The organism is Bradyrhizobium sp. BWA-3-5 (assembly GCF_032917985.1).
Lineage (GTDB): Bacteria > Pseudomonadota > Alphaproteobacteria > Rhizobiales > Xanthobacteraceae > Bradyrhizobium.
Map to the genome: position 1 here is coordinate 3171090 of NZ_CP136626.1, position 15862 is coordinate 3186951.

Annotated in this window: 9 protein-coding genes and 1 tRNA gene; 7 read left to right on the forward strand and 3 right to left on the reverse strand. The window is 62.0% G+C overall.

Annotated features, from left to right (window positions below; translation table 11 throughout):
• Positions 1-148 precede the first annotated feature (148 nt).
• The 4 genes from RX331_RS15145 (at position 149) to RX331_RS15160 (ending at position 3501) form a co-directional block, all read left to right on the forward strand.
• A complete protein-coding gene (locus RX331_RS15145; protein WP_317257305.1) occupies positions 149-346 on the forward strand; it encodes a hypothetical protein in 198 nt (65 codons plus the stop codon).
• 317 nt (positions 347-663) lie between these two features.
• Positions 664-737 (forward strand) — tRNA-Gly (locus RX331_RS15150).
• A gap of 179 nt (positions 738-916) precedes the next feature.
• Positions 917-1117, forward strand: coding sequence for a hypothetical protein (locus RX331_RS15155; RefSeq protein WP_317257306.1), 201 nt, complete (start codon positions 917-919; stop codon positions 1115-1117).
• Positions 1118-1884: 767 nt separating this feature from the next.
• Positions 1885-3501, forward strand: coding sequence for a porin (locus RX331_RS15160; RefSeq protein WP_317257307.1), 1617 nt, complete (start codon positions 1885-1887; stop codon positions 3499-3501).
• Positions 3502-3633: 132 nt separating this feature from the next.
• Here the strand turns inward: RX331_RS15160 and rpoH are convergent, their stop codons facing one another.
• From rpoH to RX331_RS15175, 3 genes are all read right to left on the reverse strand, one after another.
• Positions 3634-4563 (reverse strand): RNA polymerase sigma factor RpoH, encoded by a 930-nt coding sequence (gene rpoH / locus RX331_RS15165; RefSeq protein WP_317257308.1) that lies wholly within the window; start codon positions 4561-4563, stop codon positions 3634-3636.
• Positions 4564-4908: 345 nt separating this feature from the next.
• A complete protein-coding gene (locus RX331_RS15170) occupies positions 4909-5493 on the reverse strand; it encodes an NADH dehydrogenase ubiquinone Fe-S protein 4 (RefSeq protein ID WP_317257309.1) in 585 nt (194 codons plus the stop codon).
• Positions 5494-6244: 751 nt separating this feature from the next.
• The gene (locus RX331_RS15175; RefSeq protein ID WP_317257310.1) at positions 6245-7363 is read right to left on the reverse strand and encodes a glycosyltransferase family 4 protein; all 1119 of its coding nucleotides are present in this window, start codon (positions 7361-7363) and stop codon (positions 6245-6247) included.
• Positions 7364-7967: 604 nt separating this feature from the next.
• On the opposite strand from RX331_RS15175, the gene RX331_RS15180 reads away from it, so the two are divergent.
• The 3 genes from RX331_RS15180 (at position 7968) to RX331_RS15190 (ending at position 15660) form a co-directional block, all read left to right on the forward strand.
• A complete protein-coding gene (locus RX331_RS15180; RefSeq protein ID WP_317258139.1) occupies positions 7968-10208 on the forward strand; it encodes an ABC transporter substrate-binding protein in 2241 nt (746 codons plus the stop codon).
• Between the two features lie 418 nt (positions 10209-10626).
• Positions 10627-12906, forward strand: coding sequence for an ABC transporter substrate-binding protein (locus tag RX331_RS15185; protein WP_317257311.1), 2280 nt, complete (start codon positions 10627-10629; stop codon positions 12904-12906).
• Between the two features lie 495 nt (positions 12907-13401).
• Entirely contained in the window at positions 13402-15660 is a 2259-nt protein-coding gene (locus RX331_RS15190) for an ABC transporter substrate-binding protein (RefSeq protein ID WP_317257312.1), read from the forward strand.
• Positions 15661-15862 lie beyond the last annotated feature (202 nt).

A 15862-nucleotide genomic window follows, 5' to 3' on the forward strand; every position in this document is an offset into this window, starting at 1 on the left:
ACAGGACGATTTCGCCCCTTTCATCCCGCCAAATGGCCGCGACGAAACATTCCGGAAACACGATAGTTCGGATGGCCCTCGAACGCGCTGCGGCCGGTTCCCGACTGATGAGCAGAACGCGATAACGCGCCCATGCAAGGAGACGGTCATGCGACGCCAGCCAGTCACGATCATCTGCGATGCCGCGAGGGTACGCGCACCGTCAGCCTCGTCGCTGTTAGGCGATTGGCACGAGGTTACCGGCCACGACCGCTACTACGGCAGCTCCGCCATCAATGGCGGCGAGCGCATCACGGAGAGCCGCCGGGGGCGGCGCCCTCGCTTGGTCAAGCTCTGCGGCTTTTGACCGGAAAGGCAGGCCGACAAAAAGGCGCGGCGGGATGGCTCCCGTCGCGCCCCAATTGTTGTCTCGCTGGCCAGGGCTGAGAGCGCCCCGATGCCAGGCCTGATTAGAGCCTAGCGGGCGATCCCAGCGAGGTGACAGCGCTTGGTATAAGACACTGGATCACCTCCTTTCGTTGTTGGTGGAAACATCAATATAGGGGGCGAATCGACCCCTGTTAAGGGGCCGGACCGGTGACCGGCGGCGTGCAGTAGGCCCGGAACAGCGACGGCGGGCCGGGTTGAGGCCGTCTCCACGGCGTGTTAGGTCAACGCGCAAGCGCGGGTGTAGCTCAATGGTAGAGCAGCAGCCTTCCAAGCTGAATACGAGGGTTCGATTCCCTTCACCCGCTCCAAAATTCCTTTGACATTTGAATCTGTTATTCAGGGTAACCAGCTTCCTCCGTGGTGCTCTACAGGGTGCCCTGCGAATTTCGGAAAGTAAGTTCTCCACAATCCACATGAAAAGACCGACATAGCAGGCGGCTTTGGGTTGACGCCTAGAGTCGATGAAATCGCTTCTCAGCAGCATCATATGAAAAGTTCATCGTTCGTTGCTGAAGTGAAAGAGCATGAGGCGGGTCAGCCGTGTTTCGTCTTGCTCAACGCAGACAAAGATATCGGACTTGGAACTAAGCACATCATCTTCGACCTGCCGGATGGAACCGACATTGGACAGGCCCAGGAGTTGGCGCGCCTTCTACGCAGCAGCAGGGCTACTGTTCGCGTCGGGTAACATGAGCAAGAACGGGCGCGACAAAGAGTATGCGCCAGTCGTGAACGCGCTCGCGCCAGTGCTTTCGGAAGTCAGGCTGAAAGTTCTGCTTGCGTCATTGGTGCTCGTGGCGGCCGTAGGCACCGTCGTGCTCGCCCGGTTTCCTCTGCCATAATTGGACGAAGATCGGCGGGAAGGTTGGTCGGTGGACCGGCGGGAAGTGGGCAAGACCACGGAATAAATCGTCACGCCGGCCGGGCCCGCGGCGGCAGCGAGAAGCCGACGAAGGTCGTCCCTCAGCCCCGATAAACCTCGACGAACGCGCACTTCAGTCTCGTTAGATTCGGTCGCTGCAGTGGCGTGTGATTCTGCGCTTGCGGTGGTTGTTGCGCTCTCATGCTTGTTCGCCCGCAGCTTTACGGTGTGCGTTGTGCCCGAAGCCGCCGCCGGATAATGTGTAGTTATTTCAAAAACTTATTGCGGCTGCTCACGTTTTGGTGACGTGGCAATTATGCAACAAGCGCCTACAAAACGGGCCGACTGAGCCATCGCGAAGCTGTCTTTTGTTGCTTGTTCGGAACTGTTCGTTTCATATCGTTGGCGCGACGGAGGGGGGCATCCCGAGGTCGTCCCGTTTTAGGTGGTTCGCTTAAGTCCCTCGCGTTCATGCGGGAGTGTCCGAAGGCGCGAAGTGGCTAAGCGGGTTTCAGGGGACAAGGGAACCAACCTTAGGGTGTTTCACCCAGCGGATCCGGAACCTTCCCTACAGAGCAACTTGGAGGTTTAACATGAAGATGGTTAAGAGCCTTATCCTCGGCTCAGCGGCGGGTTTGATCGCCATGGGCGGAGCACAGGCGGCCGATCTTCCCGTCAAGGCCAAAGCGGTCGAGTACGTGAGGATCTGCTCCCTTTACGGCGCGGGTTTCTTCTATATCCCGGGCACCGACACCTGCCTCAAGCTGGGTGGTTATCTGCGCGTCGACACCACGTTCAACGGCGGCATCTACGGCGGCCCCGCCTGGAGCGGCGATATCGCTCAAGGTAACCGCTACCGTGACTACTTCGCGGCCCGCTCGCGTCTTGCGCTGACGGTTGATACCCGCACCGCGACCGAATACGGCGTTGTCCGCACCTTTGGTCAGGCCAACATCCAGTTCAGCACGCTCGGCAACAATACCTTCAACCCGAACTCGCTGGCGACCAACCTGGGCAACAACACGAACCTGCTCGACGCTGCTGGCGCCGGCTACGTCGCCGTTGACCAGATCTTCCTGCAGTTCGCCGGCTTCACCTTCGGTAAGTCGGTGTCGGCCTTTGCGACGCCTTGGAACGGTTATCCTGGTAACAACAACTCATTCCTGATCGGCGGTCCGGACTACGTGACCGGCGTCAACAACATCCAGTACACCGCTCAGTTCGGCAATGGCGTGTCGGGCACCATCGGTCTGGATGAACCGACCGTCTACGGTCGGACGAGCCTTGGGTATCTTGCAACCTTCCCGGCCACAGCTGCTACTGCCACGGCACTGGCCGTCAACCCGGCCAGCTCGGTCTCGACGCTCGGCATTGCGCCAAACGCTTATGGCGGCGTGTGGGCTCCCGACATCGTCGGTAACATCCGGGTCGACCAGGCTTGGGGTCTGTTCCAGATTTCAGGTTTGGCCCATCTCGTGAATGGTTCGTACAACGTGCTGACCTCGGCCGGCTTGCCGACGGCTCTGTCGGAAATCTCCGGTCACCCCGAAAGCAAGTGGGGCGGTGCGGTGATGGCTGCCTTGCAGATCAAGAACCTGCCGACCGGTCCGGGCGACGACTTCAAGATCGACGCCACCTACGCTCACGGCGCCACCAAGGCGGTGATCTCCACGAGCGGCGCTTCGCCGAGCTTCGGAATGTTCGGTGGTACCAGCCGTCCGGGAGCTTATCAGAGCTACGGGTTTGGCTACACCAGTGACGGCGTATACGTTCCCGGTGGTGATATCCAACTTACGGATGCGTGGGGTGTCCGTGGTGCCTTCAACCACAACTGGGATCCATACTGGTCGACGAGCCTCTGGGGCAGCTACTCCCAGGTTCGCTACAATGGTACGGCGACTGCCCAGTACTGTGCTGCCTTTACGGGCCCCGTCCCGGGTGGCGCTGCGGTAAGTGGCCGCGCCTTCAGTGCTGACTTCACCTGCGATCCCGACTTCAATGTCGCGATGGTCGGTGCGGTTACCCGCTGGACCCCTGTCAAGAACCTGACGTTCTCGGCGGAAGTCGGCGCGTTCTTCCTCGACCAGAAGATGACGGGTGCGATCACGGCACAAGCTGCGGGCGCGACGAGCCCGAAGCCGGTTGCCACATACGAGTTCCGGGACCAGAGCACTGTGTTCCTGAACATTCGCGCTCAGCGTAACTTCTGATCCCGCAAGACTTGAAACACTAGGAGAACCCCCGGCAGGCAACTGCCGGGGGTTTTTCATTGTGCCTTCACGCTCTCTGCTGTCGGCGCTCGCCGATTGGTAACGCCGAGGCGCGGCACTCGCGCTCCTTGGTCAATGCAACTGCGCCGGAGATCGGCAGCTGGCGACCGTCATTGAGAGGAGCGTTCCGTCGAGGCGAGCGCACAGCGAGTGTCTGATCTTTTGCAGCGCACGAATCTCGATCTGGCGAATTCGCTCACGGGAGACGCCAAAGGTGGCGCCGAGTTCCTCCAGGGTCTTCGGCTGGTCGGCAAGGAAGCGCGCGCCAATGATGTACTGTTCGCGCTCCGTCAGCGAAGCGAGCGCTTCCTTCAGTGCGCTCCTCATCCGATTGCTATCTTGTGTCTCCAAGAGCAGGCTTTCGGAGTCCAGCGCCGGATCGATCAGCCAGTCCTGCATTTCTTCGGAACCGTCTTCCCGGGATGTGGGCAGGTTGAGCGAGATGTCCCCGCGGATCCTGCCGTTCATCTCGACGACCTCGCGCGAATCGACCTTCAGCTCGTCGGCAATGTATTTGACCTGTTCGGGCGATAGATCGACGTCCTCGCCTGCGGAAATCCGGTTCTTCAGTTTGCGCAGGTTGAAGAACAGTTTTTTCTGGGCGGCGGTCGTGCCTATTTTCACCAGCGACCAGGACCTCAGAATGTATTCATGGATCGTCGCCTTGATCCACCACATCGCGTAAGTCGCGAGCCGAACACCTTTTTCGGGTTTGAACCGCTTCACCGCATGCATCAGGCCTAGATTCGCTTCCGAGATCAGGTCCGCTACGGGAAGCCCGTAGCCGCGATATCGCAACGCCAGCTTCGCAGCCAGCCTGAGGTGGCTTGTCACCAGGCGATAGGCCGCGTCGCGATCGCCGTGTTCATGCCAGCGGCGCGTGTACATGGCTTCGTCATCCGCGCTCAGCAGCGGAAACTCCCGGATGACCGTGAGATAGCGGGAGAGCCCGCCTTCCGAATGAAGTGCAGGCAGATTCGAGAGAACAGACAGGGTGCTCATATCCAATTCCTCCTGAGAGCAAAGTGGGTGCGAGCTACCGGGCATTCCGCTTGGACCCGGAGAGGCGCCCAAGCGCGTCAAGCCGGCGGCGTCCACAGAATGTCGAAACTTCCGGATTGTTCCGTGGAGAATTGGATTTGAATGTCGAGGGCATCGGCGCCGCACTGGTGCAGACGGCAGCCGGGGCGACGCTGCTTAGGCTGGGCGTTCTGAAGCCGGCGCGGCGCACGCCCTGGCGTTCTCGCGCTCGAGAGCCAGCAGCGCCAGTTCAACCTCGTGCAGGCGCGAAGGCCGGCCGTTCTCTGGCATGCCCTCGTTGGTAGCCTGGTCGATCAAATATTCGGTCTAGGCGCAGTCGATCAGGATCGCGCGTTTCGCATCCAGGGAAAGGTCGGCGTCGCGCACCACCGCCATCGGTGAAGTCCAACCCTCATCGCCACCGCGATCGTGCCGTGCTTCCGCACCGGGGACGGCCTTATCGTAATTCTCTTGAAGGGAGCCAAGGCCGAGCCGTTCCAGCGTCCCATCGGAGAAAGCACGCGTCACCTTACGCGGCCTACCCTGTCGTTCTTCGTGCTGGCCCTCCGCGCTCTGAACCACATACGGGATCCGCCGCCGCTCGGCGTAGCGAATCGCCGCCTTGAGCCTCGGGAAGCTGAGCTCGACGGTCGCGAGCGGATCATCATCGGCGGTCCATCCCATTAGGGGCTCGACATAGGGGGCGCTGCGCCGCTCGAAGACCAGCCGCCAACCCTTGCTGCAGGCCTTTCCTGAGGTCGTTGCTGATCGCTGCGGCCGGAAGATGCGAGCGACCGCATCTCTTGGAAACGGGGATGGGGTTAAGCGCCCATCAGACCCATGATTGTCATTGGCGGCGAACGCCGCTCCTGATTTCATCCTCCTCAAGCCACCGGTCGAGACCATCTCCATTCTATCTCTCCTACTTCTGGCGAAGGAAAACCACTTCAATCAGTGAATGTCATTCACGGCCATTGCGAACAGATCGCAGGCTTGTCAGGAGGAGCGCCCTCGGCAGATATCCGGGACGATGTCCTCGGCCCGAAAAGTCGGGCTCGCGCTGATTCTGCTTTTGGACCTTGTATTCCGACCGGAAACTGGTCGTTGCGGTGCGTCAGCGTGAACAGTTGGGCTCGAGCTGCTCTGCTGCCTGGACTTATCCCGCTCCGCATCTGCCGCTCCGCTTGCGGTGAACAGCACGGCGGACGCAATGAGCTGCGAGTAAACTGCGCATCGCTTCCTCCCGCCTTAGCTGTTGCGACGAGCGAGCCTGACGGGGTAGCTTCTGAATGCCGCGGCTATCCGACTGACCAGCCGGTCCAGCAGACGAACAATCGCCGTGCTCCATTTCAGCACGAACTGAGCGTGATACGTCGTCTTCATAACCACATCCTCCTGAAAGCAACGTGGACTTTCTGGCGCTGTCTCCTTGGCGGATACGGCGCGCCAAACCCGCAAACGCTTTGGCGGCGATCGATTTGGGAGAGGTCCGCACGGGGTCAAGAGGTGCGACCCTCGGACGCATTACGAAGCGGCCGGCCGTGGCACTGCGCGCGATCGCAACGGCTGGTTCGATCCCGTCGATAGCCGTTCCTCGCCCGCATCGTTCTGAACTGGGGGGCCGTCATCAGCGATTGCTCGTGGGCCACCCGGATGCGACGGTTCAATTATCCCTGCGGGCACCCGCCGGAGAGGCCTCGATGCTGTTGACCGAATGCGCTGCCATCGCTGAGATCTGACGTTCGGGAGCGGCCTGCTTACGCAGCATTTTATGATAGATCTTGACGTAATCCGCTGCCATGCGCGCAGCCGAGAAACGCTCCTCGAAGCGGGCGCGAATCGCGTGGCGGTCCAGCGCCAGCAACTCCGGAATGGCGCGCACGGCCTCGTCGATAGTGGAGACGATCCGCCCGGTCAGCCCGTCCTCAATGATTTCCGGCACCGATCCGCTCGGGAATGCCAGAACCGGCGTGCCGCAGGCCATCGCTTCGATCATCACCAGGCCGAACGGCTCAGGCCAGTCAATGGGGAACAGAAGGCCCGCCGCCTGGCCGAGGAATTCATCTTTGGCATTGTCATTGATCTCGCCGATGAATTCGATGTCGCCGCCATCAAGCATCGGCGCGATGACGGTGCGGAAATAGGTTTGGTCCGCCTTATCAACCTTGGCTGCGATCTTCAGCGGGAGCCCCGCCGCGCGGGCAATCGCGATGGCGCGGTCGGGGCGTTTCTCTGGCGAGATGCGGCCGAGAAAGGCCAGATAGCTGCCGTGCCGGTCGAGGCTCGGCGCATGCAGGCCGAGCGGCAGCCCGTGATAGACCGTACCGACGAAATTTGCGCCCGGAAGCGGCGTGCGCTGTGCGTTCGATATCGAGACCAGCGGCATGTCGGAAAACCGCCGGTAGAACGGCATGTGATCGGGAAGGTCCTGCCGACCGTGAAGCGTCGTCAACGTCCGGCCGCGCTCGGACCGGAACAGCGGGAAGTGCAGATAATCGACGTGGAAGTGTAGAATGTCGAATTCGTCGGCGCGCTCGCGCACCTTGTCCAGCATGATCATGTGGTGGGGAAGGGGATCGCGGACGTCGGGATCAAGGCGGAGGGCCCGGGGCGCGCAGGGGACGAGTTCGGCGGAAGTAATGGAATCCTCGCTCGCAAACAGCGTCACCTGATGCCCCTGCCGAACCAACTCCTCGGTCAGGTAGGCAACGACCCGCTCCGTTCCACCGTAGAGCCGCGGCGGTACGCTCTCGAACAGCGGAGCTACCTGCGCAATCCTCATTTGATCCCTCCGTTTGTACGGTCCAGGTCAGTCCTGCCGCCGGGCGTGCGGCTAACGGGCTTGTTCTTGATTACGTTTGGCTGCTGCACTTGGCCCGCAGCGCGAGCCTATGAACCTGGAAAAGCCGGACTGGTTCCAGGACGTCGTCGGGAAGATGGGCCGACTCCGCACAGAGTGATCATTTCAGTCGGATTGCGCAATTTGGTGGGACCGGCGCCGATTCCTCGACCCCGCGCCGGGTGATGCGCCCCTGTCTTCCGCGCTTGCGCGCAGGTGTAGAATGGTTATGCACTCCCAACGGCTAGCGGGGATTCCGTGCTTCCGCGCTCGAGTAAGCGTCCCTAATAACCATGTCACATGTAGCGCCTCGACTTGCCATAAAATCACTCCGATTCAGGCGCAATGTCGGCGAGCAGGGTTGAAAACCTGCACGTCTGCGCAACGCGCACAATAAGAAAAATATGGGCAAGGGACACAAGGGGGGACCGCAATGCGGGCTAATACCGATTCTCGTCTTCAAATTGGGCAAATCTCCCGCACCGGGGTAGGGAAGGCGGTGCGCGGGCTGTTCGCCGCGCCTTTCCGCCGGGCAGCCGCGGCGCTGATGCTGGCCGCAATTGCGGCACCGGGATTAACGGATCAGGCAGGGGCAGCGCCCGGAGATAACGAGATCCGGATCGGCAACACCATGCCCTACACCGGGCCGGCTTCCGCCTATGGCGTGATCGGCAAGGTGCTGGCGGCCTATTTCGACAAGGTCAACGCCGAGGGCGGGATCAGGGGCCGCAAGATCAATTTCATTTCCTATGACGACGCCTACAATCCGACCAAGACGATGGAGGCGACCCGCAAGCTCGTCGAGGAAGACAACGTTCTCTTTATTTTCGCGAGCCTCGGCACCAACACCAGCCAGGCCGTCCACCCCTATCTGAACTCGCGAAAGATCCCGCAGCTGTTCGTCGCCTCGGGCGCGACGATGTGGGACCAGCCGCGCGAGTTTCCCTGGACCATGGGCTTCCTGCCCAGCTACCAGACCGAATCCCACATTTATTCGCAGTACATCCTGGAGAACCATCCGCGCAGCAAGATCGCTGTGCTCTATCAGGACGACGGCTTCGGCAAGGACTACCTCAAGGGCATCAAGGACGGCTTGGGCGGCAAGGTTCCGATCGTGGCCGAGGCGTCCTACAAGGTGACGGACACTAATATCGACGCCCAGATCGCCAAGCTGAAGGCCTCGGGCGCCGACATATTCATGCAGTTCACAACGCCGAAATTCGCCACCATGGCGATCAAGCGAAATGCCGAGGTCGGCTGGAAGCCGATCCATTTCCTCGCCTCGGTGTCCGAATCGGTATCCTCAGTGATGGTGCCGGCTGGTGTCGAAAACGCTGAAGGCATTATCTCGGCGATGTACCGTCTGGAGGGCGAGGACGCGCAGGCCGCCGGACCCGCGGTGTTCCGGGAGTGGAGCGCCTTCATGGAACGCTATGTCCCGAGCGTCAGCAAGTCGAACGGCCAGGCGGTCTACGGCTATCTGAACGCCAGGCTCATCGTCGAAGTCCTGAAAATGTGCGGCGACGATTTTTCGCGCGAGAACATCATGAAGCAGGCCCGCTCGATCAAGGGTCTGCAGATTCCAATGATGGTGCCGGGCATCCTGATCAACACCAGCCCGTCCGACCATGCCACGATCGAGCAGATGCGCCTGATGCGCTTCACCAATGGCCACTGGCAGTTCTTCGGGCCGGTGCGCAGCGGCATCGATCCGGGCACCGTCAGCGATTCCTTCAAGACGCTGTTCAAGTACGGCACCGCGACCAAGCGTGACCTCGCCAACCAGCTCAACGCCAACACCGTGAGCCTGATGACCGGATCGTTCGGCTCGACCTATGCACAGGTCGGCGCTGATCTGGCCTCCGTGCTCGACAACGGCACGAACCTGCGGATCCTGCCCGTGATGGGGCGCGGCTCGGTGCAGGCGGTGGCCGATATCCTGCTGCTGCGCGGCGTCGACGCCGGCATCGTGCGCAAGGACACGCTGGCCTATCTCGACCGCAAGGATTTTGCCAAGGACATCCGCAACCAGTTCGTCTATGTGGCGAAGATGTTCAATGAGGAGATGCACGTCCTCGCGCCGCGGACGATCGCCAACGTGCGTGATCTCGACGGCAAGACCGTGGTGGTCGACTTGCCCGACAGTTCGACCTTCGTCACCGCTATCAACGTCTTCGAGCGGCTCGGCATCAGGCCGCATCTGGTCTATCAGGAGCCGCGGCTGGCAGTGGACATGCTGCGCAAGGGTGAGGTCGACGCCATCGTGGCGATCGAAGGCAAGCCGGTGCAATGGCTGAACCAGATCACCGACCGCAACCTGCATCTGGTCCCGCTCGAGTACGCCAAGAACCTGCAGGAAGAGTATCTGCCGTCCAAGCTTTCGTCGCAGGACTACCCGAACCTGGTGGCAGATGGCAGCTCGGTCGAGACGATCTCGGCCGAAGCGGTGCTGGCCTCGTACAACTGGGCTCCGAACAGCGACCGCTACCGCCGCCTGGCGCTGCTCGTCGACACCATGTTCGACAAGGTCGCGCAGTTGCAGCGGCCACCATTCCATCCGAAGTGGAAGGAAATGGCGCCGCGGGCGACGGTCGCTGGTTGGACCCGCTTCAAGGCGGCGCAGGAATGGCTCGACCGCAACATGCCGGCAAGCGCGTCCGTGTCCGCGGCATCGGGCGCCGTGCCGCCGCCGGCTGCCGCCACGCTCTCTCCGCAGGAGCGCGATCCGCTCTATCGCGAATTCCTGGAGTGGCGCGCCCAACGCGCCAAGGCGGCCGGCAGCCGATGATCGCGGCTGCCACGGCGGGAATAGAAATAAGAATGACAAGACGGCCCGCCGCATGGCGGGCCGACTCGTTTGGTCGCGCGAGTGCGCGGTCGCAGCGACCACGCCCATTCTCACGGATTAAATACGAACGGTCACTGCACAACCAGGGCGCGCAACGGCGCGGTAACGCTAATGCCTCCAATTGTCGCGACCGGACACACGATCGACTAACTGTGCAGCGCGCCTGGACTTGCCACAAAATCAGTCCGATTGAGATACAATGTTGGCGAGTAGCGTTGAAACGCTGCCCGTCCAAATAACGCGCAAAAAACATGGGTGTGGAAACATAGGGGGGACCGCCATGCGGGCCAGGATCGATTCGCGTCGACAGATCACACGAATGTCCCGGATGCGGCCAGGCGCGCGCCGGCTCTTCGCCGTGCCAAGGCGCAGCCTGGCAACGGCGCTTGCACTCGCCGCCATGGCGGGAGCTGCGTTCAGCACGCAAGGCGTCGCCGCGCCGCCGGCCAGCAACGAAATCCGGATCGGCAACACCGCGCCCTATACCGGACCGGCTTCGGCCTACGGCGTCATCGCCAAGGTGATCGCAGCCTATCTCGAGAAGACCAATGCGGAGGGGGGCATCAACGGCCGCAAGGTCAACATGATCAGCTATGACGACGCGTATGAGCCCACCAAGACGATGGAGGCTACTCGCAAGCTCGTCGAAGAGGATCAGGTTCTTCTTGCTCTGGGCACGATCGGCACCAACACCAATGCGGCGATCCAGCCTTATCTGAACTCGAAGAAGGTGCCGCATCTTTTCGCCCTGTCGGGTGCGGCGGCCTGGGACCAGCCACGTGAATTCCCCTGGACCGTCGGCTTCCTGCCGAGCTACGCGGCCGAAGCCCAAATCTTTGCGCAGTATCTCCTGGAGAACCATCCGCGCGGCAAGATCGCCGTCCTCTATCAGGACGACGGCATGGGCAAAGAATATCTCAAAGGCCTGAAGGACGGCCTTGGCGGCAAGATTCCGATCGTGGCCGAGGCGCCCTACAAAGTGGCGGATACCACGATCGACGCCCAGATCGCCAAGCTCAAGGCGTCCGGCGCCGACGTCCTCCTCGAGTTCACCACGCCGAAATTCGCGGTCATGGCGATCCGGCGAGCCGCCGAACTCGGATGGCGGCCGCTGCAGTTCGCCGCTTCCATCTCCAATTCGTACTCCGCCGTGATCCAGCCGGCAGGCCCGCAAAATGCGGAAGGCCTTTTGTCGGCGGCCTACCGGCTCGAGGGCGAAGACGCGGCAGCGGCCGGCGACGTAGCGTTCCGCGAATGGACCGCCTTCATGCAGCGCTACGTCCCGAGCATCAGCAAGACCAATGGCCAGGCCGTGCTCGGCTATCTCGTCGGCAAGCTGACGGTCGAAGTCTTGAGAAACTGCGGCGACGACCTGTCACGCGAGAACATCATCCGGCAGGCTCGCGGGCTCAAGGGTATCCAGCTTCCGATGATGGTGCAGGGCATCCTGATCAACACCAGCCCGTCGGACCACGCGCCGATCGAGCAGATGCGCATGATGCGCTTCACCAACGGCCAGTGGCAGCACTTCGGCCCGGTGCGCAGCGGCGTCGATGCCGGTGCGGTCAGCGATTCCTTCAAGACGATCTTCAAATACGGCACCGCCACCAAGCGCGACCTGGCCAACCAGCTCAACGCCAACACCGTGAGCCTGATGACCGGATCGTTCGGCTCGACCTATGCGCAGGTCGGCGCCGATCTCGCCTCCGTGCTCGACAACGGCACCAGCCTGCGGATCCTGCCCGTGATGGGCCGCGGTTCGGTGCAGGCGGTGGCAGATATCCTGCTGCTGCGCGGCGTCGACGCCGGCATCGTGCGCAAGGACACGCTGGCCTATCTCGATCGCAAGGATTTTGCCAAGGACATCCGCAACCAGTTCGTCTATGTGGCGAAGATGTTCAATGAGGAAATGCATGTCCTCGCGCCGAGATCGATTACCAATGTGCGTGAGCTCGACGGCAAGACCGTGGTGGTGGACTTGCCCGACTCTTCGACCTTCGTCACCGCGATCAATGTGTTCGAGCGGCTCGGCATCAGGCCGCATCTGATCTATCAGGAGCCTCGGCTTGCGCTCGACATGCTGCGCAAGGGCGAGGTCGACGCCATCGTGGCGATCGAGGGCAAGCCGTTGCAGTGGCTGAACCAGGTTAACGACCGCAACCTGCATCTGGTCCCGGTCGAGTACGCGAAGAACCTGCAGGAAGAGTATCTACCGTCCAAGCTTTCGTCGCAGGACTATCCGGGCCTCGTGCCTGAGGGGGGCTTTGTCGAGACGATCGCGGCGGAAGCTGTATTGGCCTCGTACAATTGGGCGCCGAACAGCGACCGCTACCGCCGCCTGGCGCTGCTTGTCGATACCATGTTCGACAAGGTCGCGCAGTTGCAGCGGCCGCCGTTCCACCCGAAGTGGCGGGAAATGGCGCCGCGCGCGACGGTCGCTGGTTGGACCCGCTTCAAGGCGGCGCAGGAATGGCTCGACCGCAACATGCCGCTGGCGTCCGGCTCGGCCGTATCGTCGGCATCGGCGGCCGTGCCGCCGCTCCCGTCGGCTGTAGTTTCTCCGCAGGATCGCGATCCGCTCTATCGCGAATTCCTGGAGTGGCGCGCCAATCGCGCCAAGGCGGCCGGTGGCCGATAGTCGCGACCGCCACGGCACAACATCAAGATGATGGACGGCCCGCTGCATGGCGGGTCGCCTTAATTTGGCCAACCGCCAGTTGTTTTGTGCCGCCCGATCGCGGCCGGGCCAACGCCAATTCGCGAATCCAAATATGACATGGATATACGCAACCGACGCGCGCATGGCTTGCACGCGCGCTGCGGCGTGCGATTTTAGTAACGCTAAGCCCTAAAATTGTCGCCGCTGAGCACACGAGCGACTAACTGCGTGACACGTCTGGCCTTGACACAAAATCAATCCAATTGAGACACAATGTCTTCGAGTCGGCCTGAAACGGTACATTTTCGCAGCTCGAAAAATCACACAATCGAATTGCTCAAAGGGGGCAGGATGCGGGTTTTGATGAACACTCGTGGGGCGGGGCATTGGTCCGGGTCAGTAGCCCGGGACGTCCTACATCGGCTTTTCACTGCGCCGCGACGCAGCGCGGCAGCGGCACTGGCGCTCGCTGCAGTGGCGGGAGCGACGTTCGCCACGCAGGGCCAGGCGGCGCCGCCGGCCAGCAATGAGATCCGCATCGGCGTCACGTCCCCGCTGACTGGTCCGGCCTCGGCCTATGGCGTCATCGCCAAGGTGATCGCGGCCTACATGGACAAGGTCAACGCCGAAGGCGGCATCAACGGCCGCAAGGTTAGCATGGTCGTCTATGACGACGGCTATGAACCGACCAAGGTCATGGAGGCAACCCGCAAGCTCGTCGAAGAGGACCAGGTCCTCTTCACTTTGGCGACCGTCGGTACCAACACCAACGCGGCGATCCAGCCCTATCTGAATTCAAAGAAGGTGCCGCAGCTGTTTGCCTTGTCGGGCGCTGCGGCCTGGGACCAGCCGCAGGAGTTTCCCTGGACCATGGGCTTCCTGCCGACCTACGCGGCTGAAGCCCAGATCTATGCGCAATATCTCCTGGAAAACCATCCGCGCAGCCGGATCGCCGTCCTTTATCAGGACGACGGCATGGGCAAGGAATACCTGAAGGGCCTGAAGGACGGCCTTAGCGGCAAGATTCCGGTCGTGGCGGAGGCGACGTACAAGGTCACCGACGCCAACATCGACCCGCAGCTCGCCAAGCTGAAGGCCTCGAATGCCGATGTCTTCATCCAATTCACCACGCCCAAGTTTGCGACGATGGCGATCCGGCGAAGCGTCGAGCTCGGCTGGCGCCCGAACCAGTTCGTTGCGTCGGTCTCCAACTCCTATTCGGCGGTGATTCAGCCGGCGGGCGCGCAAAATGCGGAAGGTTTGATGTCGGCGGCCTACCGTCTCGAGGGCGAAGACGCGGCCGCGGCCGGCGAGGCGGTGTTCCGCGAATGGACCGCCTTCATGCAGCGCTATGTCCCGAGCGTGAGCAAGGTCAACGGCCAGGCCGTTCTCGGCTACCTCGTCGGCCGGTCGGTGGTCGAGGTGCTGAAGAACTGCGGCGACGATCTGTCGCGCGAGAACATCATGAAGCAGGCCCGCGGCCTCAAGGGGCTGCAGCTTCCGATGATGGTGCAGGGCATTCTGATCAACACCAGCCCGTCGGACCACGCGCCGATCGAGCAGATGCGCATGATGCGCTTCACCAACGGCCAGTGGCAGCACTTCGGCCCGGTGCGCAGTGGCATCGATCCGGGCGCGGTCAGCGATTCCTTCAAGACGATCTTCAAGTACGGCACCGCGACCAAGCGCGACTTGGCCAACCAGCTCAACGCCAACACGGTGAGCTTGATGACCGGATCGTTCGGCTCGACCTATGCGCAGGTCGGCGCCGATCTCGCCTCCGTGCTCGACAACGGCACCAGCCTGCGGATCCTTCCCGTGATGGGCCGTGGCTCGGTGCAGGCGGTGTCGGACATTCTCTTGCTGCGCGGCGTCGACGCCGGCATCGTACGCAAGGACACGCTGGCCTATCTCGATCGCAAGGATTTTGCCAAGGACATCCGCAACCAGTTCGTCTATGTGGCGAAGATGTTCAATGAGGAGATGCATGTCCTCGCGCCGAGAAGCATCACCAACATGCGCGACCTCGACGGCAAGACCGTGGTGGTCGACTTGCCCGACAGTTCGACCTTCGTCACCGCGATCAACGTGTTCGAACGTCTCAACATCAGGCCGCATCTGATCTATCAGGAGCCGCGCCTGGCGCTCGACATGCTGCGCAAGGGTGAGGTCGACGCCATCGTGGCGATCGAAGGCAAGCCATTGCAGTGGCTGAACCAGGTCACCGACCGCAACCTGCATCTGGTGCCGGTCGACTACGCCAAGACCCTGCAGGAAGAGTATCTGCCTTCCAAGCTTTCGTCGCAGGACTATCCGGGCCTCGTGCCTGAAGGAGGCTTTGTGGAGACGATCTCGGCCGAAGCGGTGCTGGCCTCGTACAACTGGGCTCCGAACAGCGACCGCTACCGCCGCCTGGCGCTGCTCGTCGACACCATGTTCGACAAGGTTGCGCAGTTGCAGCGGCCGCCGTTCCATCCGAAGTGGAAGGAAATGGCCCTGCGCGCGACGGTGTCGGGCTGGACCCGCTTCAAGGCGGCGCAGGAATGGCTCGACCGCAACATGCCGCTGGCATCGGGCGCGGCCGTATCGTCGGCATCGGCGGCGGTGCCGCCGCCGGCGCCGTCGGCCATGCCACCGGCTGCTACCGCGTTCCAGCCGCAGGACCGCGATCCGCTCTATCGCGAATTCCTGGAGTGGCGTGCCAACCGCGCCAAGGGCGGGGCCCCGCGCTAGTTTGCGGATAGAAGGTTTCAACGACGATGACGGCCCGCTTCGGCGGGCCGTCGCTTTTTGGGGGCAAGACTGGCAGTTGCTGCCTGGAACGCCGCGTCCAACCGGATCTCCTGCCTACGGTTTCGTCCGGCCGGAGCGGCGGCAGAAGGCGGCGAATGGATGGCGTTATGCCGACAACGCAGGGCTCAGGCGCGTAAAATAG